Annotated in this window: 28 protein-coding genes; 8 read left to right on the top strand and 20 right to left on the bottom strand. The window is 72.9% G+C overall.

Going from position 1 to position 24,999, the window contains the following annotated elements:
• Nucleotides 1-6 precede the first annotated feature (6 nt).
• The 4 genes from ABZ565_RS11585 to ABZ565_RS11570 are packed head-to-tail and all read left to right on the top strand — an operon-like array spanning nucleotide 7 to nucleotide 4,135.
• Nucleotides 7-1,335: a sugar ABC transporter substrate-binding protein gene (locus tag ABZ565_RS11585; protein WP_361023733.1), complete on the top strand. Its 1,329-nt coding sequence runs from the start codon at nucleotides 7-9 to the stop codon at nucleotides 1,333-1,335.
• A gap of 4 nt (nucleotides 1,336-1,339) precedes the next feature.
• Nucleotides 1,340-2,227 (top strand): sugar ABC transporter permease, encoded by an 888-nt coding sequence (locus tag ABZ565_RS11580; protein WP_361023730.1) that lies wholly within the window; start codon nucleotides 1,340-1,342, stop codon nucleotides 2,225-2,227.
• Nucleotides 2,224-3,078: a carbohydrate ABC transporter permease gene (locus tag ABZ565_RS11575; protein ID WP_361023727.1), complete on the top strand. Its 855-nt coding sequence runs from the start codon at nucleotides 2,224-2,226 to the stop codon at nucleotides 3,076-3,078. The genes ABZ565_RS11580 and ABZ565_RS11575 overlap by 4 nt, the downstream gene beginning before the upstream one ends.
• Nucleotides 3,079-3,106: 28 nt before the next feature.
• Nucleotides 3,107-4,135, top strand: a complete 1,029-nt coding sequence (locus ABZ565_RS11570) for a hydroxyacid dehydrogenase (RefSeq protein ID WP_361023724.1) — start codon at nucleotides 3,107-3,109, stop codon at nucleotides 4,133-4,135.
• Nucleotides 4,136-4,163: 28 nt separating this feature from the next.
• Here ABZ565_RS11570 and ABZ565_RS11565 read toward each other — a convergent pair whose 3' ends face one another.
• The 5 genes from ABZ565_RS11565 to groES form a co-directional block, all read right to left on the bottom strand.
• Nucleotides 4,164-4,646 carry a hypothetical protein gene (locus tag ABZ565_RS11565; RefSeq protein ID WP_361023721.1) on the bottom strand — a complete coding sequence of 161 codons (483 nt, stop codon included), beginning with the start codon at nucleotides 4,644-4,646 and terminating at the stop codon, nucleotides 4,164-4,166.
• A 12-nt stretch (nucleotides 4,647-4,658) separates the two neighbouring features.
• Nucleotides 4,659-5,006, bottom strand: coding sequence for a metalloregulator ArsR/SmtB family transcription factor (locus tag ABZ565_RS11560; RefSeq protein ID WP_361023718.1), 348 nt, complete (start codon nucleotides 5,004-5,006; stop codon nucleotides 4,659-4,661).
• Entirely contained in the window at nucleotides 5,003-5,449 is a 447-nt protein-coding gene (locus tag ABZ565_RS11555) for an SRPBCC domain-containing protein (protein ID WP_361023714.1), read from the bottom strand. The genes ABZ565_RS11560 and ABZ565_RS11555 overlap by 4 nt, the downstream gene beginning before the upstream one ends.
• A gap of 148 nt (nucleotides 5,450-5,597) precedes the next feature.
• The gene (groL, locus tag ABZ565_RS11550; protein ID WP_361023710.1) at nucleotides 5,598-7,223 is read right to left on the bottom strand and encodes a chaperonin GroEL; all 1,626 of its coding nucleotides are present in this window, start codon (nucleotides 7,221-7,223) and stop codon (nucleotides 5,598-5,600) included.
• Nucleotides 7,224-7,326: 103 nt separating this feature from the next.
• A complete protein-coding gene (groES, locus tag ABZ565_RS11545; RefSeq protein WP_018101172.1) occupies nucleotides 7,327-7,635 on the bottom strand; it encodes a co-chaperone GroES in 309 nt (102 codons plus the stop codon).
• Nucleotides 7,636-7,966: 331 nt separating this feature from the next.
• Here groES and ABZ565_RS11540 point away from each other — a divergent pair, with 331 nt between their 5' ends.
• Nucleotides 7,967-8,383 (top strand): DUF6234 family protein, encoded by a 417-nt coding sequence (locus ABZ565_RS11540; protein WP_361023706.1) that lies wholly within the window; start codon nucleotides 7,967-7,969, stop codon nucleotides 8,381-8,383.
• Here the strand turns inward: ABZ565_RS11540 and ABZ565_RS11535 are convergent.
• The 7 genes from ABZ565_RS11535 to tsaB all read right to left on the bottom strand — a co-directional run bounded on the left by ABZ565_RS11535 (nucleotide 8,374) and on the right by tsaB (nucleotide 13,254).
• The gene (locus ABZ565_RS11535) at nucleotides 8,374-9,381 is read right to left on the bottom strand and encodes a polysaccharide deacetylase family protein (RefSeq protein WP_361023703.1); all 1,008 of its coding nucleotides are present in this window, start codon (nucleotides 9,379-9,381) and stop codon (nucleotides 8,374-8,376) included. The two genes, ABZ565_RS11540 and ABZ565_RS11535, sit on opposite strands and share 10 nt — an antisense overlap.
• A 102-nt stretch (nucleotides 9,382-9,483) precedes the next feature.
• Nucleotides 9,484-10,149 (bottom strand): hypothetical protein, encoded by a 666-nt coding sequence (locus tag ABZ565_RS11530; RefSeq protein ID WP_361023700.1) that lies wholly within the window; start codon nucleotides 10,147-10,149, stop codon nucleotides 9,484-9,486.
• A 46-nt stretch (nucleotides 10,150-10,195) separates the two neighbouring features.
• Nucleotides 10,196-10,666 carry a VOC family protein gene (locus tag ABZ565_RS11525; RefSeq protein WP_361023697.1) on the bottom strand — a complete coding sequence of 157 codons (471 nt, stop codon included), beginning with the start codon at nucleotides 10,664-10,666 and terminating at the stop codon, nucleotides 10,196-10,198.
• Nucleotides 10,667-10,746: 80 nt separating this feature from the next.
• Nucleotides 10,747-11,019: a hypothetical protein gene (locus tag ABZ565_RS11520; RefSeq protein ID WP_361023694.1), complete on the bottom strand. Its 273-nt coding sequence runs from the start codon at nucleotides 11,017-11,019 to the stop codon at nucleotides 10,747-10,749.
• Complete coding sequence (gene tsaD, locus ABZ565_RS11515) at nucleotides 11,016-12,116, bottom strand: tRNA (adenosine(37)-N6)-threonylcarbamoyltransferase complex transferase subunit TsaD (RefSeq protein WP_018101178.1); 1,101 nt, start codon at nucleotides 12,114-12,116, stop codon at nucleotides 11,016-11,018. Before tsaD ends, ABZ565_RS11520 begins: the two co-directional genes overlap by 4 nt.
• Nucleotides 12,116-12,619, bottom strand: a complete 504-nt coding sequence (rimI, locus tag ABZ565_RS11510) for a ribosomal protein S18-alanine N-acetyltransferase (protein ID WP_361023690.1) — start codon at nucleotides 12,617-12,619, stop codon at nucleotides 12,116-12,118. Before rimI ends, tsaD begins: the two co-directional genes overlap by 1 nt.
• Nucleotides 12,616-13,254, bottom strand: coding sequence for a tRNA (adenosine(37)-N6)-threonylcarbamoyltransferase complex dimerization subunit type 1 TsaB (gene tsaB, locus ABZ565_RS11505; RefSeq protein ID WP_361024086.1), 639 nt, complete (start codon nucleotides 13,252-13,254; stop codon nucleotides 12,616-12,618). Before tsaB ends, rimI begins: the two co-directional genes overlap by 4 nt.
• A 224-nt stretch (nucleotides 13,255-13,478) precedes the next feature.
• Here tsaB and ABZ565_RS11500 point away from each other — a divergent pair, with 224 nt between their 5' ends.
• A complete protein-coding gene (locus ABZ565_RS11500) occupies nucleotides 13,479-14,024 on the top strand; it encodes a hypothetical protein (RefSeq protein ID WP_361024083.1) in 546 nt (181 codons plus the stop codon).
• A gap of 480 nt (nucleotides 14,025-14,504) precedes the next feature.
• Here the strand turns inward: ABZ565_RS11500 and tsaE are convergent, their stop codons facing one another.
• The 8 genes from tsaE to ABZ565_RS11460 all read right to left on the bottom strand — a co-directional run bounded on the left by tsaE (nucleotide 14,505) and on the right by ABZ565_RS11460 (nucleotide 23,369).
• A complete protein-coding gene (tsaE, locus tag ABZ565_RS11495) occupies nucleotides 14,505-15,056 on the bottom strand; it encodes a tRNA (adenosine(37)-N6)-threonylcarbamoyltransferase complex ATPase subunit type 1 TsaE (RefSeq protein ID WP_361023686.1) in 552 nt (183 codons plus the stop codon).
• Complete coding sequence (locus ABZ565_RS11490) at nucleotides 15,025-16,263, bottom strand: alpha/beta hydrolase (RefSeq protein ID WP_361023682.1); 1,239 nt, start codon at nucleotides 16,261-16,263, stop codon at nucleotides 15,025-15,027. The genes tsaE and ABZ565_RS11490 overlap by 32 nt, the downstream gene beginning before the upstream one ends.
• A 26-nt stretch (nucleotides 16,264-16,289) precedes the next feature.
• Nucleotides 16,290-17,438 carry an alanine racemase gene (gene alr / locus ABZ565_RS11485; RefSeq protein WP_361023679.1) on the bottom strand — a complete coding sequence of 383 codons (1,149 nt, stop codon included), beginning with the start codon at nucleotides 17,436-17,438 and terminating at the stop codon, nucleotides 16,290-16,292.
• 52 nt (nucleotides 17,439-17,490) lie between these two features.
• On the bottom strand, nucleotides 17,491-17,877 hold the full coding sequence (locus ABZ565_RS11480) for a DUF488 family protein (protein ID WP_361023676.1): 387 nt from the start codon (nucleotides 17,875-17,877) through the stop codon (nucleotides 17,491-17,493).
• Nucleotides 17,878-17,919: 42 nt separating this feature from the next.
• Nucleotides 17,920-19,386, bottom strand: a complete 1,467-nt coding sequence (locus tag ABZ565_RS11475; RefSeq protein WP_361023673.1) for an NAD(P)H-hydrate dehydratase — start codon at nucleotides 19,384-19,386, stop codon at nucleotides 17,920-17,922.
• Nucleotides 19,387-19,565: 179 nt separating this feature from the next.
• On the bottom strand, nucleotides 19,566-19,934 hold the full coding sequence (locus ABZ565_RS11470; RefSeq protein ID WP_361023670.1) for a holo-ACP synthase: 369 nt from the start codon (nucleotides 19,932-19,934) through the stop codon (nucleotides 19,566-19,568).
• Nucleotides 19,935-19,961: 27 nt separating this feature from the next.
• Nucleotides 19,962-21,809 carry a glutamine--fructose-6-phosphate transaminase (isomerizing) gene (gene glmS / locus ABZ565_RS11465; protein WP_361023666.1) on the bottom strand — a complete coding sequence of 616 codons (1,848 nt, stop codon included), beginning with the start codon at nucleotides 21,807-21,809 and terminating at the stop codon, nucleotides 19,962-19,964.
• 78 nt (nucleotides 21,810-21,887) lie between these two features.
• Nucleotides 21,888-23,369 (bottom strand): MFS transporter, encoded by a 1,482-nt coding sequence (locus tag ABZ565_RS11460; protein WP_361023663.1) that lies wholly within the window; start codon nucleotides 23,367-23,369, stop codon nucleotides 21,888-21,890.
• A 130-nt stretch (nucleotides 23,370-23,499) separates the two neighbouring features.
• Between ABZ565_RS11460 and ABZ565_RS11455 the strand changes: the two genes are divergently transcribed.
• Both ABZ565_RS11455 and ABZ565_RS11450 read left to right on the top strand, forming a co-directional pair.
• Nucleotides 23,500-24,483, top strand: coding sequence for an Lrp/AsnC family transcriptional regulator (locus ABZ565_RS11455; protein ID WP_361023660.1), 984 nt, complete (start codon nucleotides 23,500-23,502; stop codon nucleotides 24,481-24,483).
• A gap of 122 nt (nucleotides 24,484-24,605) precedes the next feature.
• Nucleotides 24,606-24,995: a RidA family protein gene (locus ABZ565_RS11450; protein ID WP_361024080.1), complete on the top strand. Its 390-nt coding sequence runs from the start codon at nucleotides 24,606-24,608 to the stop codon at nucleotides 24,993-24,995.
• The last annotated feature ends 4 nt before the right edge of the window (nucleotides 24,996-24,999 follow it).

The raw sequence follows: 24,999 nt of genomic DNA, 5'->3' as shown, positions 1-24,999 counted from the left end.
CCCGTCGTGAACCGCAGTTGGAGCAGAACGACTCTTTCCATAGCCGGAGCCGTCACCGCCCTCGCCGTCGTCACGGCCTGCGGCGGGAGCGGGGACGACGCCGGGGGCGGCGGGACCGGCACCGCCGCCAAGCCCGTGACCATCACCTTCTGGGGCTGGGCCAAGGGCACCAAGGAGGTCGTGGACGCGTTCAACGCCTCGCACAAGAACATCCGCGTGAAGTTCGAGGAGACCCCGTCCGGGAACGCCGGCGGCTACGCCAAGATCTCCAACGCGATCAAGGCGGGCAACGCCCCGGACCTGGTCTCCGTCGAGTACCCGCAGCTCCCCGAGTACGTCAGCCAGGGCGGGTTCCAGGACATCGGCGCGTACCTCACCGACGACGTGAAGAAGAAGTTCCTCCCGCAGGCGATCGAGCAGACGACGCTCGGCGGCAAGAGCTGGGCCGTTCCCTTCGATGCCGCGCCGCAGGCGTTCTTCTACCGCAAGGACCTGTTCGCCAAGTACGGCATCGACGTCCCCAAGACCTGGGCCGAGTTCAAGTCCGCCGCCGAGAAGGTGAAGAAGGCCGACGCCAAGGCCTGCATCGGCACCTTCTTCCCGGACGACCCGACCACCTTCGAGGCGATGGTCTGGCAGGCCGGCGCCCAGTGGTTCAAGGCCGAGGGCGACACCTGGAAGGTCGACACGACCGACGCCGCCACCACGAAGGTCGCCGATTACTGGCAGGGCCTGGTGAAGGACGGCCTGGTCCGCACCGACGCCTCCTTCTCCCCCGCCTGGACCAACTCCCTCAAGACCGGCGGCACCATCGGCTACCTCGGCGCCTCCTGGGGCGGCGGCGTCCTCGGCGGCACCCTGCCCGAGCAGAGCGGCAAGTGGGCCGTCGCCCCGATCCCGACGTGGGACGGGAAGCCCGCCGGCGGCATGCTCGGCGGGACCACCTTCGCCGTGCCGAAGAACAGCGGGAAGGCCGCGGCCGCCGTCGAGTTCGCCACCTGGATGACCACCACGGAGGACGGCATCAAGGCCCGTATCTCCTCCGGCACCTCCAGCGCCTTCCCGGCCGCCCTCGCCCTGCGCCCGGCCGCCAAGAAGGCGTTCGACACGAAGTTCTACGGTGGCCAGGACATCTACCAGGTCTTCGAGGACGGCGGCGCCGCGATCAAGCCGGGCTGGACCTGGGGCCCCGCGATGGGCACCACCAACACCACGCTCAAGGACCGCTTCGGCAAGCTCGCCGGGGGCGGCACCACCATCCCCGACGCCGTGAAGGCCGCCCATGACGCGACCGTCGCGGAGCTGTCCAAGCGCGGCCTGAAGGTCGAGGGCTGACCGGATGAAAGCCCGCACCCGCGCCGCCGCGGCCCTGCTGACCCCGTTCTTCGTCCTGTTCACCGCGGTGATGCTGATCCCGATCGGATACGCGGTCTGGCTCAGCCTCTTCACCGAACAGCAATCGGGGCTCGGCTTCGGCGGATCCGAGACGGTCTTCACCGGACTCGGCAACTACACGGCGGCGCTGGGTGACCGGGTCTTCCGCGACGGCTTCCTCGTCCTCCTCGGCTACTGCGCCGTCTACATCCCGCTGATGGTCGGCGGCGCCCTCGGGCTCGCCCTGCTGCTCGACTCGGCGCTCGCCCGCGCCCGGCGCTTCTTCCAGCTCGCGCTGTTCCTGCCGCACGCCGTGCCCGGCATCATCGCCGCGATGATCTGGCTGTACCTCTACACGCCCGGTCTCAGCCCCGTCGTCTCCGCGATGCACTCCGGCGGCATCGGCTTCGACTTCTTCTCACCGGGCGGCGCGCTGCCCTCCGTCGTGAACATCGCGCTGTGGGAATGGCTCGGCTACAACATGGTGATCTTCTACGCCGCCCTCCAGGCCATCGACCGCTCCGTCCTCGAAGCGGCCACGGTGGACGGGGCGAGCGGCGGGCGCATCGCGTTCAGCATCAAGCTCCCGCTGATCCGGTCCTCGGTCGTCATGGTCGTGCTCTTCACGATCATCGGCTCGCTCCAGCTCTTCACCGAGCCACTGATCCTCAACACCGGCTCCGGGTCCGCCGTCTCCTCCTCCTGGACACCGAACATGTACGCCTACACCGCGGCCTTCGCCCGTAACGACTTCGGACTCGCGGCCGCCGCCTCCGTACTCCTGGCGCTCACCGCCGCCCTGCTGTCCTTCGTCGTCACCCGCCTCACCGGCCGGAAGGGCGCGCACGCATGAGCACCACGACCCGCAAGAATCCCTGGCTGTCGAAGGCCGCCGTCAACGGAGCGCTGCTCCTGGCCGTCCTCTACATGCTCTTCCCGCTCGTCTGGCTGGTCACCGCCGCCACCAAGGACACCGGCTCGCTGCTCGCCGGGGACACCTTCTCCTTCGAGGGCTTCGACCTCTCGAAGAACCTCTCCGACATCGCCTCGTACGGGGACGGCGTCTACTTCCGCTGGTACGGGAACAGCCTGCTGTACGCGGGGGTGGGCGCCGCGGTCTGCTCGCTGATCTGCGTGGCCGCCGGGTACGCCTTCGACAAGTACGAGTTCCGGGGCAAGGAGAAGCTGTTCGGGCTCGTCCTGCTCGGTGTGCTCGTGCCCACGACGGCGCTGGCCCTGCCCATGTACCTGCTGGCCAGCAAGCTCGGCATCGTCAACACGTACTGGTCGGTGCTGATCCCCGTCCTGGTGAACCCCTTCGGCGTCTACCTCGCCCGGGTGTTCTCCGCCGGCTACATCCCGGGCGAGGCGCTGGAGGCCGCGCGCATCGACGGCGCGGGCGAGCTGCGCACCTTCTTCTCCATCGGGCTGCCGATGATGATGCCGGGGTTCGTGACCGTCTTCCTCTTCCAGTTCACCGCGATCTGGAACAATTTCTTCCTCCCGCTGGTGATGCTCTCCGACCGCGATCTCTTCCCGCTGAGCCTCGGCCTGTACTCCTGGAACACCAACACCCACAGCGAGCCGGCCTTCTACCCGCTCGTCGTCACCGGGTCCCTCCTCGCCGTCATCCCCCTGATCGTCGCCTTCGTCTCCCTGCAACGGCACTGGAAGGCCGGACTCACCGCCGGCAGCGTCAAGTAGCCCTCACCTCAAGGGAGTCGTTCCCACCATGCAGTCCACCCCTGACCCCCGGCCGTCGGTCCTGCTCGCCATGGGCCCGGACATCCACCAGCGCCTCTTCGAACCGCGCCACCGCGACCGGCTCGCCGCCCTCGCCCGTACGGACCCGGCCCTCGTCGCCCACGACCTGGCCGACCCGGACCCCCGCGTCGCCGCCGCGCTCGCCGAGGCCGAGGTCCTCCTCACCTGCTGGGGCGCCACCCCGCTCACCGAGCAGGTCCTCGCCGCCGCGCCCCGCCTGAAGGCGGTCGTCCACGCGGCCGGCTCCGTCAAGCACCACATCACCGACGCCTGCTGGGAGCGCGGCCTCGCCGTCTCCTCGGCGGCCGGGGCCAACGCCCTGCCGGTGGCGGAGTACACCCTGGCCACGATCCTGCTGGCCAACAAGCGCGTCCCGCACTCCGCCCACGTCTACCGCGCGGTCCGCGCCGGCCACGACTGGCGCGCCGAGCTGGACGGGGCCGGCAACTACCGCCGCACGGTGGGCATCGTGGGCGCCTCCCGCATCGGCCGCCGGGTCATCGAGCTGCTCCGCCCCTTCGACCTGGCGGTCCTGCTGTACGACCCCTTCGTCACCGCGGCCGAGGCAGCCCTGCTGGGCGTCGAGCAGGTCGCCCTGGACGAGCTGTGCGCCCGCGCCGACGTCGTCTCCGTGCACGCCCCCCAGCTCCCCGGGACCCACCACATGATCGGCGCCCGCCAGCTGGCGCTGATGCGGACCGGGTCGACGCTGATCAACACGGCCCGGGGCTCCCTGATCGACGAGGCCGCCCTGCTGCGCGAACTGGTCCCGGGCCGGCTGCACGCCGTACTCGATGTGACGGACCCCGAAGTGCCGCCCGCCGACTCCCCGTTGTACGACCTGCCGAACGTCCTCCTGACCCCGCACGTGGCGGGCTCCCTCGGCAACGAGCTGCACCGGATGACCGACCACGCGCTGGACGAGCTGGAACGGTACGCCCAGGGCCGCCCGTTCGCGGAGCCGGTGCACCCGGCGGCGCTGGACCGGTCGGCGTGACGTCCGGGCACGCGCGGAGGCCCCGCCTTCACGCGTGCCCGGGGGCGGCGGCGCGGAGATCGAGGAGCTGACGCGTATGCACGGGCACGTGGTCCTCGGCGAGGCCGTCCACGAGGCTCGCCAGGGGCATCGGCCGGTCCAGCACGACGGCGTCATGGGAGAGAAGGAGGGTCGGCACCAGGACCGAGGCGGCTTCCTCGTCGAGCCGGTCGGCGATGTCGCACAGGACGGTGGCCTGACTCCGGACATGGTCGATCAGGTCCGTCCGGCCCGCGTGCTCCGTGATGATCCGGCCGAGGTTCCAGGGGTCGAGGGAGACCCGGTTGTCGAAGGCGGGCCGTGAACCGGCGACGACCGCCAGGGCGACCGCCGCGATCGAGGCGTCGACGCTGAGGAGATGGGCCAGTATCTCGTCGGCGTTCCATCCCCCGTCGTCCGCGTCGCCGAGGCCGGGCAGGGCCGCCGCTTCGAGCAGCCTGTCGTAGGCGGTGCGCAGTGCTGTGGTGTCCATGGCGTGCTTCCTTCACTCCTGTTCCGGCGCCTCGGCGACGCGTTTGATGCGGGCCAGCCGCCGGTCCCAGGAGGCCGCGAGCGAGGCCATCCACCGCGCCGTCGCGTCGAGCGCCGCGGGCCGTACCGCGTACCGCACCTCACGTCCGACCCGGCCGCCGGAAACCAGCCCGGCGGCCTCCAGGACGGCGAGGTGCTTGACCACCGCCTGCCGCGAGACGGGAAGCCGTCCGGCGAGCGTCGTGGCCGTGGCCTCGCCCTGTGCGGCGAGCAGGTCGAGCAGCCGGCGCCGCGTCGGGTCCGCCAGCGCGGCGAGGACACTGTCGACGGCCTCGGCGGCGCCGGGACGTTCCTCCGTCACGGGGCGTGCTGTTCGGCGCGGGCCCTGAGGGCGTCGAGCTCCAGGGGCCAGCCTCCGGCGTGGTCCTTCAGATTCCGGCTGCGCAGCTCCTCGGACGCGGCCAGCGCCGCGAACCCGCTCTCGACCACGCGCAGCCGCGTCCCCTCGCCTTCCTGGGTCAACGTGAACTCCACCAGGGTGCTGTTGTCCTCGCGCAGCTCCTCCCCGGGGAACGCGCTGGTCCAGCGGTACGCGAGGTACGTGGGCGGCTCGACCTTCTCCACCCGCACCGGGAAGTCGCCGTGCTCGGTGTTCCTCGCCGTCATCGACTCGCCTTCCTTGGCCACGGTGCCCGGCAGACTCGCCTTGTCGGCCACCCAGAAACCGGGTTGGGCCACCAGCGACCAGACCCGCTCAAGGGGCGCCGCGATCAAGGTCTCGCGTTCGATCCGGTCCTCGCTCATGAGGGCTCCCTCATCGTCACCGTCGGATGCAACTCCAGGGTTGCACTTTGCGAACCCGGACGCAACCCGGGGGTTGCGCCTGACCGGTCACCACACAGCAAAGAGGCCCGGTCCCCTCGCGGGGTGCCGGGCCTCTTCGGGGCAAACGCTAGTGCGAGTGACCGTGGCCGTGGCCCGCGGCCTCCGGCTCGTCCTCGGCCGGCTTCTCGACGACCAGGGTCTCGGTCGTGAGCAGCAGCGACGCGATGGACGCGGCGTTCTCCAGGGCGGAGCGGGTGACCTTGACCGGGTCGATGACGCCGGCCTTCACCAGGTCGCCGTACTCGCCGGTCGCGGCGTTGAAGCCCTGGCCCTTGTCGAGCTCGGCGACCTTCGAGGTGATGACGTAGCCCTCGAGGCCGGCGTTCTCGGCGATCCAGCGCAGCGGCTCGACGGCGGCGCGGCGGACGACCGCGACACCGGTGGCCTCGTCGCCGGTCTTGCCGAGGTTGCCCTCCAGGACCTTGACGGCGTGGACGAGGGAGGAGCCACCGCCGGAGACGATGCCCTCCTCGACCGCGGCGCGGGTCGCGGAGATGGCGTCCTCCAGACGGTGCTTCTTCTCCTTGAGCTCGACCTCGGTGGCGGCACCGACGCGGATCACGCAGACCCCGCCGGCCAGCTTCGCCAGGCGCTCCTGGAGCTTCTCGCGGTCCCAGTCGGAGTCCGTGGCCTCGATCTCGGCCTTGATCTGGTTGACGCGGCCGGCGACCTCGTCGGCCTTGCCGCCGCCGTCGACGATGGTGGTGTCGTCCTTGGTGACGGTCACGCGGCGGGCGGTGCCCAGCACGTCCAGACCGGCCTGGTCGAGCTTGAGGCCGACCTCCTCGGCGATGACGGTCGCACCGGTGAGGGTGGCGATGTCGCCGAGCATGGCCTTGCGGCGGTCGCCGAAGCCCGGCGCCTTGACGGCGACGGCGTTGAACGTGCCGCGGATCTTGTTGACGACCAGGGTCGACAGGGCCTCGCCCTCGACGTCCTCGGCGATGATCAGGAGCGGCTTGGAGCCACCGGCCTGGATGACCTTCTCCAGGAGCGGCAGCAGCTCCTGGATCGAGCCGATCTTGCCCTGGTGGATCAGGATGTACGGGTCGTCGAGGACGGCCTCCATACGCTCCTGGTCGGTCACCATGTACGGGGACAGGTAGCCCTTGTCGAAGGCCATGCCCTCGGTGAAGTCGAGGTCCAGGCCGAAGGTGTTGGACTCCTCGACGGTGATGACGCCGTCCTTGCCGACCTTGTCCATCGCGTCCGCGATGAGCTCGCCGACCTGCGGGTCCTGCGCGGAGAGCGCGGCGACGGCGGCGATGTCGGACTTGTCGTCGATCGGGCGGGCGGTCGCGAGGAGTTCCTCGGACACGGCCTTGACGGCGGCGTCGATGCCCTTCTTCAGGGCGGCCGGGGAGGCGCCGGCGGCGACGTTGCGCAGACCCTCGCGAACGAGCGCCTGGGCGAGGACGGTGGCGGTGGTGGTGCCGTCACCCGCGACGTCGTTGGTCTTGGTCGCCACCTCCTTCACCAGCTGGGCACCCAGGTTCTCGTACGGGTCGTCCAGCTCGACCTCGCGCGCGATGGTGACACCGTCGTTGGTGATGGTGGGGGCACCGAACTTCTTGTCGATGACGACGTTGCGGCCCTTGGGGCCGATCGTCACCTTCACCGTGTCGGCAAGCTTGTTGACGCCGCGCTCAAGGGCGCGACGGGCGTCCTCGTCGAACTTCAGGATCTTCGCCATGGAGCTGAACTGTTCCTCTCAAAAACAAGAACTGCGCCCCTGCCGCCCGGCTAGTTATGTCGCAGGGGGCCAGGGGCGCAGAACAGAAGCAAACGTGGGTGAATTACTTCTCGATGATCGCGAGGACGTCGCGCGCCGAGAGGACGAGGTACTCCTCGCCGTTGTACTTCACCTCGGTGCCGCCGTACTTGCTGTACAGCACGACATCGCCGGTCTTGACGTCGAGCGGCAGGCGCTCGCCGTTCTCGAAGCGGCCCGGGCCCACGGCCAGGACGACGCCCTCCTGGGGCTTCTCCTTGGCGGTGTCCGGGATAACCAGGCCGGAGGCCGTGGTCTGCTCGGCGTCGAGCGGCTGGACCACGATGCGGTCCTCGAGCGGCTTGATCGCAACCTTGGAGCTGGCGGTCGACACGATCCGGTCTCCCCCTTCGGAGATCTCACGGGGTTTAACAGTCTTTGGGTGGCGACCAGGTGGGCCCGTCGTCGCGGGTGCCGGACCTGCCGGTCGCACAGTACTGCTGGCACTCTCCAGTAGGGAGTGCCAGCACTGAGACTATGACCGCGGTTAGCACTCGGTCAAGCGGAGTGCCAATTCCCGCCCCTCGTGGCGTACGCGGGAGCCGCCCGCCCCCGCGGCTGCGGCTGCGGCTGCGGCTGCGGCTGCGGCTGCGGCCCCGCAACGTTCCGGCCACCGTAGGGACAACGCGGGGGCCGCCCGGACCGTTCCGGTGGACGGTGGTGGCATGCGCATACGACCCGCCGGCCGGGACCGCCCGGCCGCGACCCGCCCGGGACCGGTGGCGACCGGCTGCCTGGACGTGGTGCTCGGCCTGCTCCTCATCGCGCTGGAGGGGGTGCTCGCTGCGGTCTTCTTCTACGCGTACACGGGCTCCGACCCCCGGCCGCCGAACCCGGACATGACGGAGGCCGGACCGCCCGGGACGGACTGGTCCGGCACTCTCGTCCTCGCCACCGTCACGGTGACGGCCTGTGTGATCGCCGTGGTGCTGCTGCGCCACGGGCTGCTGATCGCGGGCGCCGTCCAGCTGATCGGCGTCTGCCTGCTGCTGGTCCTCACGCTGACGGCCTGGCACAGCGCGTACGAGGACGCGCACCCGGAGCCCGGGGACGCCCGCGCGTACGCCGCCTCCTATACGTAGTCCTCCAGGCGGGCCACGGCGTACCCCTGGTCCGTGACGACCTTCATGACGGAGCGGACCAGGTCGGGCATGCTGCCCTTCCAGTCCTCCTTGCCGCGGAAGTGGGTGAGGATGATGTCGCCGGGGTGCAGGGTCCGGTCCTCCTCGCGCCACTCCATGTGGTCGGGGAACGCCTCCGCCTCCCACAGCGGCACGGCGGTGATGCCGCAGGACTTGGCGACCTTCAGCGTGTCGGCGTTGTAGTTGCCGTACGGCGGCCGGAACAGCCGGGGCCGCTTGCCGAACTGCTTCTCGATGATGTCCTGCTCGCCGCAGATCTCGCGCTTCTGCTCGTCGCGGGAGAGGCCCGGCAGGTAGCGGTGGTTGAGCGTGTGGTTGCCGAGCACGGTCCCGCGGGACTGGGCGTCCTTGAAGTACGTGTAGTCGTCGCGCACCAGGTAGTCGCTGAGGAAGGCGCTGTACGGGATGTTCAGCTCCGACATCATCTTCAGCAGCTCGGGGTCCTTGTCGTCCCCGTCGTCCATCGTCAGGAAGACGACCTTGTCCGTGGTGGGGACCCGGGTGAAGACCGGCGGCAGCGAGTCGTCCTGGCCCTCGACCTCGAAGCCCTTGCGGGTGGTGAGGTGCGGCTTCTTCGCGGGCGGTACGGGCGCCGCGAGCGGCGTGCCCGCCAGGCCCCACCTCTTGGCGGCGACCGCACGGGCGGCCTGGGCGAGTCTGGCCCGCTCCGCCCGCGCCGCGCGGGTGCCGAGCGCCCCGGCGGCCGGTTCGGCCTGCGGCCCCGCCTGGCCTGCCTGGAGCTTCGCGCTCCGGGCGGCGCCCGCGTCCTCGTCCCCGGCCGCACAGCCGGACGCGGCGGCGGCGACCAGGAGCGCGGCGGCGACCGCGTAACCCGGCCCGCGCCGCAAGCGACCCCGTACCCGCTGCCGCCCACCCGTCACCGCACCCGGTTCACGCCCATTCATGGCCAATTTGTCCTTTTGTCGTACTGGCTGCATGGCGCCGGATCCTGCCAGTACGTGACGGGGCATCGGCTCCGACACCGCCGCCGGGCACGCGCGGTCCCCCGGGTGGCTCACACGGAGGCGGCCGGGAAGGCTTCAGCGGTGGACGCCGCCGCCCTGCGCGACCGGCGCGGGCCGCGCGGCCGCCCCGGCCAGCGTCCGCACGATCCAGCGCCGGTGCCAGAACGCCTTGAAGACGCCGACGAGCCCGACGAGCCAGGCCAGCAGCCCGAGCCCCATGATCAGGACCATCAGCCCGTACGTGTCCTCACCCCGGACCGCTCCGGCGGGCACGACGACGCAGAGGTAGAGCCCCAGCGCACCGAGCGCGAAGGAGGGCAGCAGCCACCCCAGCGTCGTGCCGGGCAGCCGGAGTCCGGCATCGCGGGCGGGGTCGCGGTCCAGCTCGCCCCACTGCGTGAGCAGCCGGCGCACCGCCACGTCCCGGCGCAGCCCGACGACGAGCAGGATCACCGCCGGGATCAGGGCGCCGGCGCCCAGAGCGAGCATCACCACGCCGACGATCGCGCTGATGGCGTCGTACGACTCCTCGAAGGTGATGACCGCCGTCCCGATGAACGACCAGCCGATCGCGCCGACCGCCCCCCACAGCCACAGCAGCCCGAGCCGGCCGGGTCCGATGTGCGCCTTCACCAGCGTGCCGAGCAGGAAGGACCGGTCGGCGAGCAGCGCGTCCCGGTCGGGCCAGGCGCGTATCTCCACGGGCGGCGGGGGCGGCGGCAGGACGAAGCGAGGGGACATGGGCAGACCCTATCGAGCGCCCCTGGCCCCAAGTGGCGGGCGGGGCTCAGGCGTTGCGGATGGCCTCGATGTCCAGGCGCCTCATGCCGAGCATCGCCTTCATCGCGCGGGCGGCCTTCTCCGGGTCCGGGTCGGTCAGGGCCTCACCGAGGCCCGGCGGGACGATCTGCCAGGAGAGGCCGTACTTGTCCTTGAGCCAGCCGCACTGGCTCTCCTGGCCGCCGCCGGAGGTGAGTTCGTTCCACAGCCGGTCCGCCTCCTCCTGCGAGTCGCACTCCACGGAGAGCGAGACGGCCTCGGTGAAGGTGAACTCGGGCCCGCCGTCGAACGCGACGTACTCCGCGCCGTCCAGCTGGAACCGTACGGTCATCGCCGTGCCCTCCTCGCCGGGGCCCGCGGCGGTCCAGCGGGTGGTCTCCAGGACGCGCGAGTCACCGCCGACGACGGAGACGTAGTAGTCGGCCGCTTCCTCGATCAGGCCCTTCGGGTACCACAGGAACGTGGTGACCTTCTGCATGGTGCTCTCCTCACGTACAGGGGCAAAGTGCCGTGAAGGGTAGACCGCGCGGGCGCCGGGAACTCATCGACGTGCCGGAGCTAAACCGCTCCGAGCGATGCGAAGCGCCAGCGGTGGACCGGCCGGGTGACGAGGTCCGGGTCGGGCTCGGGCAGCTCCGGCAGCTCGTCGGCGTACGCGCCCTGCCACCAGGTGATGACGAGGACCCGGTCCTGCGGGGCGCGCAGCAGCTCGCTGCGGAGCGGGGGGCGGGGCAGCGCGGCGGCGCGGGCGCGGGCCCACTCCGCCAGCTCGCCGCCCCGGCCCTCGGCGGCGCGGGCCTCCCACATCAGGGCGGTGACCGGGGCGCTCATGAGTAGAGGTTGTCCTTGCTGATCTCGTGCACGTGGTCGTGGTCGTGCGTGTGGGCGCCCGGTACGTGGGTCTCGGTGACGGGCAGCGAGGAGTCGGCGGACAGCTCCAGGTCGGAGGCGGGCCGGTTGCGGGCGACCATCTCGGCGCCGAGCGCGGCGACCATCGCCCCGTTGTCGGTGCACAGCTTCGGCCGGGGCACGCGCAGCCGGATGCCGGCCCGCTCGCACCGCTCCTCGGCGAGCGCGCGCAGCCGGGAATTGGCCGCGACGCCGCCGCCGATCATCAGGTGGTCGACGCCCTCGTCCTTGCAGGCGCGGACGGCCTTGCGGGTGAGCACGTCCACCACGGCCTCCTGGAAGGACGCGGCCACGTCCCGGACGGGCACCTCCTCGCCGGCCGCCCGCTTGGCCTCGATCCAGCGGGCGACGGAGGTCTTCAGGCCGGAGAAGGAGAAGTCGTACGCGGGGTCGCGCGAGCCGGTGAGACCGCGCGGGAAGGCGATCGCGGCCGGGTCCCCCTCGCGGGCGAGCCGGTCGATGACCGGGCCGCCGGGGAAGCCGAGGTCCAGGACCCGGGCGATCTTGTCGAACGCCTCGCCGGCCGCGTCGTCGATGGTCGCGCCGAGGGGCCGCACGTCGTTGGTGATGTCCGGCGCGAGCAGCAGCGAGGAGTGCCCGCCGCTGACCAGGAGCGCCATGGTCGGCTCGGGCAGCGGGCCGTGCTCCAGCTGGTCGACGCAGATGTGGGACGCCAGGTGGTTGACCCCGTAGAGCGGCTTGTTCAGCGCGTACGCGTACGCCTTGGCGGCGGAGACGCCGACGAGCAGGGCGCCCGCGAGGCCGGGTCCGGCGGTGACCGCGATGCCGTCGAGGTCGCGGCCGCTGACGCCGGCCTCCTTCAGGGCGCGCTCGATGGTGGGGACCATCGCCTCCAGGTGGGCGCGGGAGGCGATCTCCGGGACGACGCCGCCGAAGCGGGCGTGCGTGTCGACGCTGGACGCGACGGCGTCCGCGAGGAGCGTGGTTCCCCGGACGATGCCGACCCCGGTTTCGTCGCAGGAGGTCTCGATGCCGAGTACGAGCGGTTCGTCAGCCATCAGTGGATCCCGTTTTCTTCTGCTTCTTCGTGTACGTGGAGGCGCATGACGAGCGCGTCGATGTTGCCCGGCTGGTAGTAGCCGCGGCGGAAGCCGATCGGTTCGAAGCCGAAGCGCTCGTACAGCTTCTGGGCGCGCGTGTTGTCGACGCGGACCTCCAGGAGCACTTCGGCGCACTCGAAGGCCGTGGCGTGCCTGAGCAGGTCGGTCAGCAGCTCGGAACCGAGGCCGCCGCCCCAGTGGTCACGGGCGACGGCGATCGTCTGTACGTCGGCGAGGTCACCGGCGGCGGCGAGGCCCGCGTACCCGACGATCCGGCCGGTGCCGGGCTCCTCGGCGACGACGTAGCGGCGGGTGGCCGCCGGGCCGCGCGCGTACGCCAGCTCGGACCAGAACATGCCCGCCGACCAGGCGTCCTCCGGGAACAGCTCGTGCTCGAGGGCGAGCACGGGTTCGATGTCCCACCAGCGCATCTCGCGCAGCACCGCGGTCGTGACGGTCACTTCGGGGTGACCACCTTGTAGTTCTTCGGGACCTGCGCGTCGGGCCTGCGCAGGTAGAGCGGCTGCGGCGGCAGCAGCTCCTCGCCCGCCGCGAGGCGTTCGGCGGCGAGGCCCGCGAGGGCGCCAGCCGCGAGGTGTTCGGGGCCGCGCGCGTCCGGGAACGCCGCGGGGTACAGCACCGCGCCCGCGCCGACGACCGGCAGGCCCGCGAGCCGGTCCGCGATGTCGGCGGGCCGGTCGACGGAGGGGCCTTCGGTCCGGGTGCGGGCGTCCTCGTAACGCGCCCAGTAGACCTCCTTGCGGCGGGCGTCCGTGGCGACGGCGAAGGGGCCGTCGAGCCCGGCGGCGTACGCGAGGCCGTCCAGGGTGCACAGGCCGTGCACGGGCACGGAGAGCGCCGAGCCGAAGGTGGCGGCCGTCACCAGGCCGACGCGCAGTCCGGTGTACGGGCCGGGGCCGACGCCCACGACGACGTCCGTCACGGCGTCGAGTGTCATTCCGGCGTCCGCGAGGACCCGGTCGACGGCGGGCAGCAGCAGCTCCCCGTGCCTGCGGGCGTCGACCTGCGCGGACTCGGCGACGACACGGGTCCCGTCGTGCAGGGCGACGGTGACGGCGGGGGTGGCGGTATCCATTGCGAGCAAGAGCACGCAAACAGCCTACGGCTCCGGCGCGGCCCGCCCCGCGCCCCGTACGGCATCCCGGCCCGGGCTGTCCCGGCTGCTACCGTCACCGGGTATACGCGGAGTACGTGTAAACGCTTGTACGACTTACGGTTCGCGTACGACGTACGGTTCGCGCCTTACGGCACACGACAGCGAAAGAGGCACGCACGGTGGCAAGGGGCAGCTCGGGAATCGTGGCCGCGCTCACCGCGGCGGCCGTCGCGGCGGTCGGCTTCCTGGCGTACCAGGCTTCCGCGAATGTGCCGGACGACCTGGCCGCGAAGCCGAAGGCGTCCGCCAGCGCCTCGCCGTCCGCCCCGGCCGGCGAGCACGGCAAGGCCAAGCCGAAGAAGGACCCGCTCACCGTCCCCGCCGGCTCCGGCACCGGGGCCCGGGTCGTCTACGCGCTGCACGACCGCCGGGTGTGGCTGGTGGACGCGAAGGGGAAGGCGTCGCGGACGTTCAAGGTGATGCCGAGCCCGGTGCACGCGGTGCCGGGCACGTATCACGTGACGTCGCGCTCGGGCAGCGTGAAGGGGTCCGACGGCGTGCCGATCGAGCACGTGGTGCGGTTCGCCACGGTGAACGACGTGACGATCGGCTTCAGCGCCGCGCAGGACGGGTCGATGGAGGAGCCGGACCCCACGGTGAAGGCGGGGGGCGTGCGGATGTCCCGGGCCGACGGGGATGCGGTGTGGCGGTTCGCCACGGTGGGGGCGACGGTGGTGGTGGTCCCGTAGCGCGGGCCGCCCCTTTGTCCTCAATCGCCGGACGGGCTTGATTCGCCGGTGCGGGCCGTGCGCTCCCCCGTTACCGATGTCCTCAATCGCCGGACGGGCTTGAATGTGCGGCCCGTCCTCGGACGTGCCGAAGATGTCCTCAATCGCCGGACGGGCTTGAATGTGCGGCCCGTCCGGATTTTGCCGCGCGAGTGGTCGTGGCCGGGCGGTCGGGGTTCGTCGGGCGGGGCTTGTTGCGTGGGGACGGGGGTGTCGATACCGCGGTTGCCGCCGCGTTCGCGGCCAGCAGGGTGCTCATCGGTACCGCCGCTCGCGGCGGCCCGGTTTCGCGGTCGGATGTCGGCATGGCGCCTCCTGGGGCTCCGGCTCCGGTGGAAGGCGTGGTTAGGTAGACCTAACCCGCTCTCGTCCTCCATGTCACCATGCCCGCCCCGTCCCGCGCAACATTTTGCCGACACCGCGTCGGAAACAGCCGCCCGCTCAGCCCCAGGGCGCCCAGGACTCGTTCCGCAGCCCCGCCCAGCGCGTCCCCACGCCCACCAGGGTCACCGTGCGGCGCTCGTCGTCGGTGTCCCCCACCGCCCGGTCGATGAACACCTGGAGCCGGTCGTCCGACAGCTCCTCGACCTTGCCGTCGCCCCACTCCACGACCACCACGGACTCCGGCAGCGACACGTCGAGGTCCAAGTCCTCCATCTCGTCGAGACCGCCGCCCAGCCGGTACGCGTCGACGTGGACCAGCGCGGGCCCGCCGGTGAGCGAAGGGTGGACGCGGGCGATCACGAAGGTGGGGGACGTCACCGCGCCCCGTACGCCCAGGCCCTCGCCGAGCCCCCGGGTCAGGGTCGTCTTGCCGGCGCCCAGCTCGCCGGTGAGCATCACGAGGTCGCCGGGGCGCAGCGCGGCGGCGAGCCGGCGGCCCAGGGCCTGCATCTGTTCGGGGGAGTCGAGGGCGAGGCGCACACTGACGGCGCCGGGGACGTGTCCGTACGCGGCGGCCTCAGTGGCCGCCGGGCTGTTCTGCGGTTCCATGCCCGCCAACGTTAGAGGACTCCGGTACGGCTCCGGCCCGCACCAGCAGGTCCGCGAGCCGGTCGGTCACCGTCTCGGGGTGCTCCAGCATGACCAGGTGCCCGGCGTCCGGGACGATGACCAGTTCCGCGTCGGGCAGCAGGTCCGCGATGGCCTCGCTGTGCGAGCTGGGCGTCACCAGGTCCTTGTCACCGGCCAGGATGAGGACCGGGAGGTCGCGGAAGAGGGGCAGGGTCGCGCTCTTGTCGTGCTCCGCGAAGGCGGGGTAGAACTCGGCGACCACGTCGATCGGAGTGGACTCGATGAGCCGTTCCGCGAACCGCGCGACGGCCGGGTCCACGTCCCGGGAGCCGAATGAGTACCGCTTGACCAGCCCGGCGAACAGGTCGGCGGTCGCCCGGCGCCCCCGCTCCACCAGTTCCGCCTGCGAGCCGAGCGCCCGCAGCACCCCGGGGAGCACCCGCCGCACGGCGTTGACGCCCATCACGGGCAGCCCGAAGCTGACCTCGTTCAGCCTGCCGCTCGACGTACCGACGAAGGCGACGGCGGCGACCCGGTCGCGGATCAGCTCCGGGTACTGCTCGGCGAGCGCCATGATCGTCATGCCGCCCATGGAGTGGCCGACGAGGACGAGCGGGCCCTCGGGCGCCGCGGTGTCGATGACGGCCTTGAGGTCGCGGCCGAGCTGGTCGATGCCGACGGGCACCCCGCCCCCCTCGCGGGCCTGGGCGCGGCCGCGCTCGGAGCGGCCGTGGCTGCGCTGGTCCCAGTGGACGGTGCGCACGATGCCGCGCAGGGCGGCGCGCTGGAAGTGCCAGGAGTCCTGGCCGAGGCAGTAGCCGTGGCTGAAGACGACGGTGACGGGGGCGGGCTCCTTGCGCCCGAAGAGGCGGCGCCGGCGGGGGCCCGAGGGGGCGGGGTCCTCCGGGGGATCGACCTCGTCCACCTCGTAGTACAGCTCGGTGCCGTCGTCGGCGGTGGCCCGGCCGGGCGTCCCGCGCAGCGCGCCGTACGGTCCGGTCGCGTCCAGGGCGAGGCGGGCGCGCTTGCGCATGCCCCGGCCGACGGTCAGCCGCTCCACCGCGACCCCGGCCGCGGCCCCGGCGGCGAGCACGCCTATGGCGGCGCCGGCGATGCCCGCCCGGCGCCAGCCGGTCCCCGAGGCGGCCGCCGTCGCCACCACGTCACCCGTACTGATGTCGCTCACCCGTGCCCCGCTCCTCGTGGGTCGTGTCAGTCCGTCCCGGCGCCCAGGTGCACGCGCTCCACCCGGGCGCCGATCCGGGTGACGATCTCGTACGCGATGGTGCCGGCCGCCTCCGCCCAGTCCTCGGCGCTCGGCTCGCCCCGGTCGCCGGGGCCGAAGAGCACCGCCTCGCTGCCCGCCGCCACCTCGTCGCCGTCCAGGTCCACGACGAACTGGTCCATGGCGATCCGGCCCGCGACGGTCCGCCGCACCCCGCCGACCAGGACCGGGCCCCGGCCGGACGCGTGGCGCGGGATGCCGTCGGCGTAACCGAGGGGCACCAGGGCGAGCGTGGTCTCGCGGGGCGTCGTGTAGTGGTGGCCGTAGCTGATGCCGTGGCCGGCCGGGACCTGCTTGACCAGGGCGACGGACGCGGCGAGCGTCATCACGGGGCGCAGCCCGAAGTCGGCGGAGGTCCCCAGCTCGGGGCTGGGCGAGATGCCGTACATGGCGATCCCGGTCCGGACCAGGTCGAAGTGGGACTCGGGGACGGTCAGGGTCGCCGGGGAGTTGGCGATGTGCCGCACCTCGGGCTCGACGCCGGCCTTCTCGGCGTACGCCACCATGTCGCGGAAGGTGTCCAGCTGGGCGGTGATCGAGGGGTGGCCCGGCTCGTCGGCGCAGGCGAAGTGCGACCAGAGGCCGGTGACCCGCGCGGTGCCCGCGCGCTCGGCGGTGCGGGCGGCGGCGACCAGCTCGGGCCAGTCGGCGGGCTGGCAGCCGGCCCGGCCGAGTCCGGTGTCGGCCTTGAGGTGGATCCGGGCGGTCCGCCCGGCCGCCGCGGCGGCCTCGGTGGCCTCGCGCAGCGCCCACATCCCGCTGACCGACACGTCGATGCCGGCCTCGATCGCCTCGCGCCAGGGCCCGCCCGGCGTCCAGAGCCAGCACAGCATCCGGCCGTCTAGCCCGGCGGCGCGCAGGGCCAGGGCCTCCTGCGGGGTCGCGGTGCCCAGCCAGGCGGCGCCCGCCTCCCGCGCGGCGCGCGCGCAGGGGACCGCGCCGTGCCCGTAGGCGTCGGCCTTGACCACGGCCATGAGGTGCGCCCCGGCCGCCCGGGCGCGCAGGGCGCGCACGTTGGCGCGGAGTGCGGCGAGGTCGATCTCGGCACGGGCTCGCAAGGACGCTGTCTCGTTCATATCGCGCCCAGTTTCTCATTGCCGCCCATGCGGGCCGGTCCGGCGGGGCGCGTCAGCGGTGGCGCAGCTGGTGTTCCAGGTGGTCGGCGAGGACCGGTACGTGGCTGTGCTCGACGTCCTTGACGGCGGTCACGAGCGTCACCGGGCCGCCTTCCCGGACCAGCCCGGCGAGTTCGTCCACGGCCGCCGCCTCCGCCGGACCGGAGAGTTCCGCGCGGTAGCGCTCCACGAAGGTGTCGTAGCGGGTGGCGGAGCGGTCCTCGTGGTACCAGGAGCGCAGCTCGTCCGACGGGGTGAGGTCCTTGAGCCAGCGGTCGATCGCGGCCTTCTCCTTGGACACCCCGCGCGGCCACAGCCGGTCCACCAGGACGCGGGTGCCGTCGCCCTCCTCGACCCCGTCGTACACCCGGCGTACGCGCACGTCACCGCTGCTGCTCACGGCCGGTCACCTCTCCTCGGCGGTCGTTCTCCTCAGCTTCGCTCAGGCCCGGACGTCCCGCCACGCCCCGGGGATGGCGTCGGCGACGTCCATCGCGGCGAGCGGGGAGCCGTCGGCCGCGCGGCGGGCGGCGAGCCCGTGCAGATAGGCCCCGGCGGACGCGGCGTCGAGCGGGGCGAGCCCGGCGGCGAGCAGGGACCCGGTGAGGCCGGAGAGCACGTCGCCGCTGCCGGCGGTGGCCAGCCACGGGGTGCCGGTCGGGTTGACCCGGACCGGGGTGTGCGGGGTGTCGGTGGCGACGAGGGTGGTCGAGCCCTTGAGCAGCACCGTGGCGCCGAACCGCCCGGCCAGCTCCCGTACGGCGGCGAGCCGCCCCGCCTCGACCTCCTCGCGCGCCACGCCGAGCAGCGCGGCGGCCTCCCCGGCGTGCGGGGTGAGGACGGTGGGCGCGGTACGGCCCCGCACCACGTCCGGGTCGAGGAGCCGCAGTCCGTCCGCGTCGACCAGGACCGGCACGTCGGTGGCCAGCACGTCGGAGACGGCCGCCACGGCCTCGGTGCCGTCGCCGAGCCCGGGGCCGACGACCCACGCCTGCACTCGCCCGGCCTCCGAGGGGCGGCCCGCGTGGACCAGGGCCTCCGGATGCCGGGCGATGACCGCCTCGCCGCCGGGGCCCGCGTAGCGCACGGCCCCCGCCCCGGCGCGCAGCGCCCCGGAGACGGCGAGCACGGCGGCGCCCGGGTAGCGCGTCGAACCGGCGGCGATGCCGACGACCCCGCGCCGGTACTTGTCGCTCTCGGCGGCCGGCACGGGCAGCAGCGCGGCCACGTCCGCGTACTGGAGGGCTTCCAGGTCGGGCACCCCGGGGAGTTCGGGCCCGAGGCCGATGTCCACGAGGCGCAGCGCCCCGGCCCGTTCGGCTGCCGGGTCCACGAGCAGCGCCGGCTTGTACGCGCCGAAGGTGACGGTGGCGTCCGCGCGCACCGCGTCGCCGGTCACCTCACCGGTGTCCGCCTCGACCCCGCTGGGCAGGTCGACGGCGACGACGGGCGCGCCGTGCGCGGTGTACTTCCGGACCAGCCCGGCGGCCTCGGGGCGCAGTCCGCCGCGTCCGCCGATGCCGGTGATCGCGTCCACGACGAGGTCGATGCGCCCGGCCCAGTCCGCGTGGGCGGTGCTCTCCGCGCCGTCCACGACGCGTCCGCCGGCCGCGAGCAGGGCCGCGCTGCCGCCCTCGTGGGCCCGGCCCGGGGTGACCCGCACGGCGACCACGCCCGCGCCGCGCCGGGCGAGCCGGGCCCCGGCGTACAGGGCGTCGCCGCCGTTGGCGCCGGTGCCGACGAGGAGGACGACGCGGGAGCCGTAGACCCGGCCGGCCCGGCGCAGCAGACCGGCGCAGGCGGCGGCGAGCCCGGCGGCGGCACGCTGCATCAGCGCACCTTCGGGGAGCCGTGCCATGAGGGCCTGTTCGGCGGCCCGTACGGTTTCGACGCTGTAGGCGGTACGCATGCCTTCAACGTACGCAGATCGAACGCCCCCCGCAGCCTTCCCCCTCCAAGCGACGGCCCGCCCATTCGAGCCCGCCCGGCAAACAGCCACAACGGCGGCCGGCCAAAACCAAGCCCGTCCGGCGATCGAGGACGCAACCGGCACATCGGAGCACCCGAGGCCACCGGGGCCTCGCCCGCTCACCCCTCCGCGATCACCACCGCGGACGCCACCCCCGCGTCGTGGCTGAGCGAGACATGCCACTGCCGCACCCCCAACTCCGCGGCGCGAGCCGCCACCGTGCCGCGCACCCGCAGCCGTGGCTGCCCGCTCTCCTCCACGTACACCTCGGCGTCCGTCCACAGCAGCCCCCCGGGCGCGCCGAGCGCCTTGGCCAAGGCCTCCTTCGCGGCGAACCGGGCGGCCAGCGAAGCGATGCCGCGCCGCTCGCCGCTCGGCAGCAGCAGCTCCGCCTCCACGAACAGCCGCGCCGCGAGTTGCGGCGTACGCTCCAGCGCCGCGTCGAACCGCTCGATCTCCGCCACGTCGATCCCGACCCCGATGATCACGTACCCACCCTCACTGTTCGTCTCGGCTCACTCCACGGTGACGGACTTCGCCAGGTTGCGCGGCTGGTCCACCTCGTTGCCGCGGGCCGTCGCGAGTTCGCAGGCGAAGACCTGCAAGGGCACGGCGGCGACCAGCGGCTGAAGCAGCGTAGGCGTTGCGGGGATGCGGATGAGGTGGTCGGCGTACGGGACGACCTCGTCGTCGCCCTCCTCGGCGATGACGACGGTGCGGGCGCCGCGGGCCCGGATCTCCTGGATGTTCGACACGATCTTGCCGTGCAGCACGGACCGCCCGGCCGGGGAAGGGACCACGACGACGACGGGCACCCCGTCCTCGATGAGCGCGATCGGCCCGTGCTTCAGCTCGCCGGCGGCGAATCCCTCGGCGTGCATGTACGCGAGTTCCTTGAGCTTCAGCGCGCCTTCCAGGGCGACCGGGTAGCCGACGTGCCGGCCGAGGAAGAGCACGGTGTCCTGGGAGGCCAGGGAACGGGCCAGCTCCCGGACCGGCTCCATGGTCTCCAGGACCCGTTCGACCGAGCCGCTGATCTCGGAGAGCTGCCGGATGACGGTGCGGATCTCGTCGCCCCACTTGGTGCCGCGCACCTGGCCGAGGTAGAGGGCGACGAGGTAGCAGGCGACGAGCTGGGTGAGGAACGCCTTCGTGGAGGCGACGGCGACCTCGGGCCCGGCGTGGGTGTAGAGCACGGCGTCGGACTCGCGGGGGATGGTGGAGCCGTTGGTGTTGCAGATGGCGAGCACCTTCGCGCCCTGCTCGCGGGCGTGCCGCAGCGCCATCAGGGTGTCCATGGTCTCGCCGGACTGCGAGATGGCGACGACCAGGGTGTGCGGGTCCAGGATCGGGTCGCGGTAGCGGAACTCGCTGGCCAGCTCGGTCTCGCAGGGGATGCGGGTCCAGTGCTCGATGGCGTACTTGGCGATCATCCCGGCGTGGTACGCGGTGCCGCAGGCGATGATCACCACCTTGTCGACCTCGCGCAGCTCGCCTCGCGTGATGCGCACCTCGTCCAGGTGGAGGGTGCCCTCGGGGTCGATGCGGCCGAGGAGGGTGTCGGTGACCGCCTTCGGCTGCTCGGCGATCTCCTTGAGCATGAAGGAGGCGTACCCGCCCTTCTCGGCGGCCGAGGCGTCCCAGTCCACGTGGTACTCGCGCACCTCGGCGGGCCGGCCGTCGAAGCCGGTGACGAGGACGCCGTCCCGGCGCAGCTCCACGACCTGGTCCTGGCCGAGTTCGATCGCGGACCGGGTGTGCTCGATGAACGCGGCGACGTCGGAGGCGAGGAAGGACTCGTCGTCCCCGAGCCCCACGACGAGCGGGGAGTTGCGCCGGGCGCCGACCACCACGCCGGGCGCGTCCGCGAAGACCGCGACCAGGGTGAACGCCCCGTCGAGGCGGCGGCACACCTGGCGCATGGCCTCCGCCGGCTCCCCGCTCTGGCTGTACGCCTCGGCGAGGAGGTGGGCGACGGTCTCGGTGTCGGTCTCGGAGAGCAGGTCGTGGCCGCGCTCGCCGAGCTCGGCGCGCAGGGCGGCGAAGTTCTCGATGATCCCGTTGTGGACGACCGCGACGCGGCCGGCGTTGTCCAGGTGCGGGTGGGCGTTGGTGTCGGTGGGGCCGCCGTGGGTGGCCCAGCGGGTGTGCCCGATCCCGGCGCTGCCGGCCGGGAGCGGGTGCTCGCTCAGCGACTTCTCCAGGTTGACCAGCTTCCCGGCCTTCTTGGCGGCGGCGAGCCCGCCGTCGGCGAGGACGGCGATGCCGGCGGAGTCGTAGCCCCGGTACTCGAGCCGCTTGAGGCCCGCGACGACGACGTCCTGTGCCGACTGCCCGCCGACGTAACCCACGATTCCGCACATAGTGGTCCCTTCCTGGTCACCAGCCCCTGTTCTTCGCATAGTCGCAGAAGTAACCCCTATTTCAAGCCGACCGGAGCGCTATCCGGCGCGTACCGGCACGGGTTCCCGCACCTCGGCCGCGGTCGCGCGCCGCTCCCCCCTGACCAGCAGCAGCACCGCCGCCCCCGCGACGATCCCCACCGCACCGGCCACCACCGCGGCCGTGTTCAGCCCCGAGGCGAACGCCGCCCGCAGCGCGTGCTCCGGCACCCCGGCGGCCCGCAGCCCCGCCGCGCCGCCGCCCGCCAGGGCGTGGGACTCCCCGTCACCCAGGCTCTCCGCCATCCGGGAGGTCAGCACCGTCCCGAGCACGGCGACCCCGAAGGCGTACCCGAGCTGGCGGAAGGTGTTGACCGCGCCGCCCGCCATGCCGGCCCGCTCCGGCGGGACCGCCGCGAGCGCCGCGCCCGCGATGGCCGGCGAGACCAGACCCGTACCGATGCCCGCGAGCGCCAGGCCCGGGATCAGGGCGGGCCAGGAGGAGCCCGCGCCCAGGACCGCCTGGGCGAGGGTGCCGGCGCCGATGAGCGCGAGCCCGACGCCGATGGTGAACCGCGGCTGCGCCCCGTGCAGCAGCCGGCCGCCGGCCGCGGCGACCACGAACGAGGTCGCGGCCAGCGGCAGGACCGCCAGGCCGCCCTGGACCGGGCTGAGTCCGAGGACCGTCTGCAACCAGATCGAGGTGTACGGCAGCACGCCGAAGGCCGCCATGTTGAAGGCGAGCGCCCCGGCCATCACCCCGGTGAACGCGGAGGTGCGGAACAGCGACAGGTCGAGCAGCGGGTGCGCGACGCGCAGCTCCACGAGGACGAAGCAGACCAGGGCGAGCGCGGCGATCCCGAACGTGGCGAGCGTCTGCCCGGACGCCCAGCCGACGCTGCCCGCCCGGACGACGGCGTACGTGGCCGCCCCGGCGAACACCGCGAAGGCGGCGGTCCCCGCCCAGTCGGTGCGCCGGTCCCGCACCCCGTGCGACTCGGGCACGGTCCGCAGCGTCAGCCAGATCGCGGCCACGCTCACGGGGAGGTTGACGAAGAAGATCCACCGCCAGCCGGGCCCCTCGGCGAGCAGCCCGCCGACCACGGGCCCGATCGCGGCGGCACCCCCGCTCACCGCGCCCCACAGCCCGAGCGCGACGGACCGCTCCTTGCCCCGGTACACCGAGGCCAGCAGCGGCAGCGTCGTCGCGAACATCGCGGCGGCGCCCACGCCCTGGACCCCGCGCGCCGCCACCAGCAGGCCCGGCGACGAGGCGAGCCCGCAGGCCAGCGAGGCGGCCGCGAACAGCACGACGCCGGCGACGTGCACCCGGCGCCGGCCGAGCCGGTCGGCCGCCGCGCCGATGCCGAGGAGCAGGGCGGCCAGCGCGAGGGCGTAGCCGTCGATGACCCATTGCAGATCGGAGAGCGAGGCGCCGAGCGCCTTCGCCATGTCGGGCAGTGCCACGATGACGATCGTGACGTCCAGCAGCAGCATGAACGTCCCCAGACAGACCGCGGTGAGCGGCCCCCACTTACGCATGTCCTTGTCCTTCTCCCGAGCGGGTTCCGTGTGACCGGCGGCCACCCCCGTACGATCGGGTGAGGGCGGCCGGAATCCCCAGCCAGTGACACCGCGGCGCCGGAATCCGACATGGAAGGGGGCTTCGGGAGTGGAATCACCCACCCGGGGCGATGCCCTGGACCTGCGCATCCTGCACGCGCTGGAGCTGGACGCCCGCGCGTCCTTCAGCCGGATCGCGGCCGTCCTCGGCGTCTCCGACCAGACGGTCGCGCGCCGCTTCCGGAAGCTGCGGGCGGAGGGCGGGCTGCGGGTGGTGGGCGTGCGGTGCGCGGCCGCCGAGGAGTCGTTCGAGCACTGGCTGCTGCGGGTGCGGTGCGCGCCGGAGGGCGCGATGCCGATCGCGGAGGCGCTCGCCAAGCGGCCCGACACGTCGTGGATCGGGCTGACGTCGGGCGGTACGGAGGTGACGTGCACGGTCAACGTGCGCAGCCGGAACGACGCGGACGACCTGCTCATCGGCAAGCTGCCGCGCACCCCGCACATCGTGGACATCCGCGCGCACCAGCTGCTGCACCGGTTCTACGGGGGCCCCGCCGGCTGGCTGCACAAGAGCGGGGCGCTGACCCCGGAGGAGGCCGCCGCCCTCACCCCGGCGCCCGCACCCGCCCCACCCGGCCCCGCCGTCATCACCGCCGACGACGAGCCCCTGGTCGCCGCGCTGGAACGGGACGGCCGGGCCACGTACCCGGAACTCCAGCGGGCGACCGGCCTCTCCGAATCGGCGGTCCGGCGCCGGCTGGCCCGGCTGGTGGCCTCGGGCGCGCTGTACGTCGACGTGGAGTTCGACTCCGGCCACATCGGACACCGCAACGCGAGCATGCTCTACGTCACCGCCGCGCCCCGCGCCCTGCACGCGGTGGGCACGGCGCTGGCCGCCGACCGGGAGGTGGCGTACGCGGCGGCCACCACGGGCCCGTCCAACCTGGTCGCGGTCGTGATCACCCGCGACTCGGCCCACTTCTACCGCTACCTCAGCGAACGCCTGGGCGGCCTGGACGGCGTCGAGCACGTGGAGTCGATGCCGCTGCTGCGCCGGGTGAAGCAGCTGACGTACCGGCAGTTCCGGGGGTAACGGGTCGGCCGCGACCGGCCGGCCCCCGCCAACACCGGCCGCACCACCTATCGTTGGCCCGCTGGTACGGCCGGATGAGAGGGAGCACCGTGCAGGACGAAGCAGAGGATTCCGTCGAGACCATGCTGACCCACGTCGCGCCGGACGGCGTCGCCCCGGCCCAGGGGTACAGCCATGTCGTCGTGGGCGAGGGCAGGCTCGTCGCGGTCTCGGGGCAGATCGCGCTGGACGAGAAGGGGAATCTGGTCGGGGAGGGCGATCCCGCCGCCCAGGCGCGTCAGGTCTTCGAGAATCTGAAGCGCTGCCTGGAGGCGGGCGGGGCGACCTTCGCCGACGTCGCGAAGCTCACCTTCTACGTCACCGACGTGGCGTTCCTGCCGGCCATCCGCGTCGCGCGGGACGCCCATGTCGACGTGGCACGCCCCCCGGCCAGCACGGCGGTACAGGTGGCCGCCCTCTTCCGGCCGGACCTGCTCATGGAAGTGGAAGCCCTCGCCGTCATCCCGTGGTGACCCG

This window comes from Streptomyces sp. NPDC016469 (assembly GCF_040632905.1).
In the GTDB taxonomy this organism is placed as follows: domain Bacteria; phylum Actinomycetota; class Actinomycetes; order Streptomycetales; family Streptomycetaceae; genus Streptomyces.
This window is presented reverse-complemented; position numbering and strand designations above follow the sequence as displayed.

Bases quoted from the DNA above. Each gene is read 5' to 3' on its own strand.
- ABZ565_RS11575 (WP_361023727.1), top strand. From the start codon at position 2,224: ATGAGCACCACGACCCGCAAGAATCCCTGGCTGTCGAAGGCCGCCGTC.
- ABZ565_RS11520 (WP_361023694.1), bottom strand. From the start codon at position 11,019: ATGAGCGCCCCGGTCACCGCCCTGATGTGGGAGGCCCGCGCCGCCGAG.
- alr (WP_361023679.1), bottom strand. From the start codon at position 17,438: ATGAACGAGACAGCGTCCTTGCGAGCCCGTGCCGAGATCGACCTCGCC.
- ABZ565_RS11555 (WP_361023714.1), bottom strand. From the start codon at position 5,449: ATGAGCGAGGACCGGATCGAACGCGAGACCTTGATCGCGGCGCCCCTT.
- ABZ565_RS11475 (WP_361023673.1), bottom strand. From the start codon at position 19,386: ATGCGTACCGCCTACAGCGTCGAAACCGTACGGGCCGCCGAACAGGCC.
- groL (WP_361023710.1), bottom strand. From the start codon at position 7,223: ATGGCGAAGATCCTGAAGTTCGACGAGGACGCCCGTCGCGCCCTTGAG.
- tsaB (WP_361024086.1), bottom strand. From the start codon at position 13,254: ATGGATACCGCCACCCCCGCCGTCACCGTCGCCCTGCACGACGGGACC.
- ABZ565_RS11525 (WP_361023697.1), bottom strand. From the start codon at position 10,666: ATGCAGAAGGTCACCACGTTCCTGTGGTACCCGAAGGGCCTGATCGAG.
- ABZ565_RS11570 (WP_361023724.1), top strand. From the start codon at position 3,107: ATGCAGTCCACCCCTGACCCCCGGCCGTCGGTCCTGCTCGCCATGGGC.
- glmS (WP_361023666.1), bottom strand. From the start codon at position 21,809: ATGTGCGGAATCGTGGGTTACGTCGGCGGGCAGTCGGCACAGGACGTC.
- tsaE (WP_361023686.1), bottom strand. From the start codon at position 15,056: ATGGAACCGCAGAACAGCCCGGCGGCCACTGAGGCCGCCGCGTACGGA.
- ABZ565_RS11535 (WP_361023703.1), bottom strand. From the start codon at position 9,381: ATGCAGCCAGTACGACAAAAGGACAAATTGGCCATGAATGGGCGTGAA.
- tsaD (WP_018101178.1), bottom strand. From the start codon at position 12,116: ATGGCTGACGAACCGCTCGTACTCGGCATCGAGACCTCCTGCGACGAA.
- ABZ565_RS11565 (WP_361023721.1), bottom strand. From the start codon at position 4,646: ATGGACACCACAGCACTGCGCACCGCCTACGACAGGCTGCTCGAAGCG.
- ABZ565_RS11540 (WP_361023706.1), top strand. From the start codon at position 7,967: ATGCGCATACGACCCGCCGGCCGGGACCGCCCGGCCGCGACCCGCCCG.
- ABZ565_RS11450 (WP_361024080.1), top strand. From the start codon at position 24,606: ATGCTGACCCACGTCGCGCCGGACGGCGTCGCCCCGGCCCAGGGGTAC.
- ABZ565_RS11530 (WP_361023700.1), bottom strand. From the start codon at position 10,149: ATGTCCCCTCGCTTCGTCCTGCCGCCGCCCCCGCCGCCCGTGGAGATA.
- ABZ565_RS11580 (WP_361023730.1), top strand. From the start codon at position 1,340: ATGAAAGCCCGCACCCGCGCCGCCGCGGCCCTGCTGACCCCGTTCTTC.
- ABZ565_RS11460 (WP_361023663.1), bottom strand. From the start codon at position 23,369: ATGCGTAAGTGGGGGCCGCTCACCGCGGTCTGTCTGGGGACGTTCATG.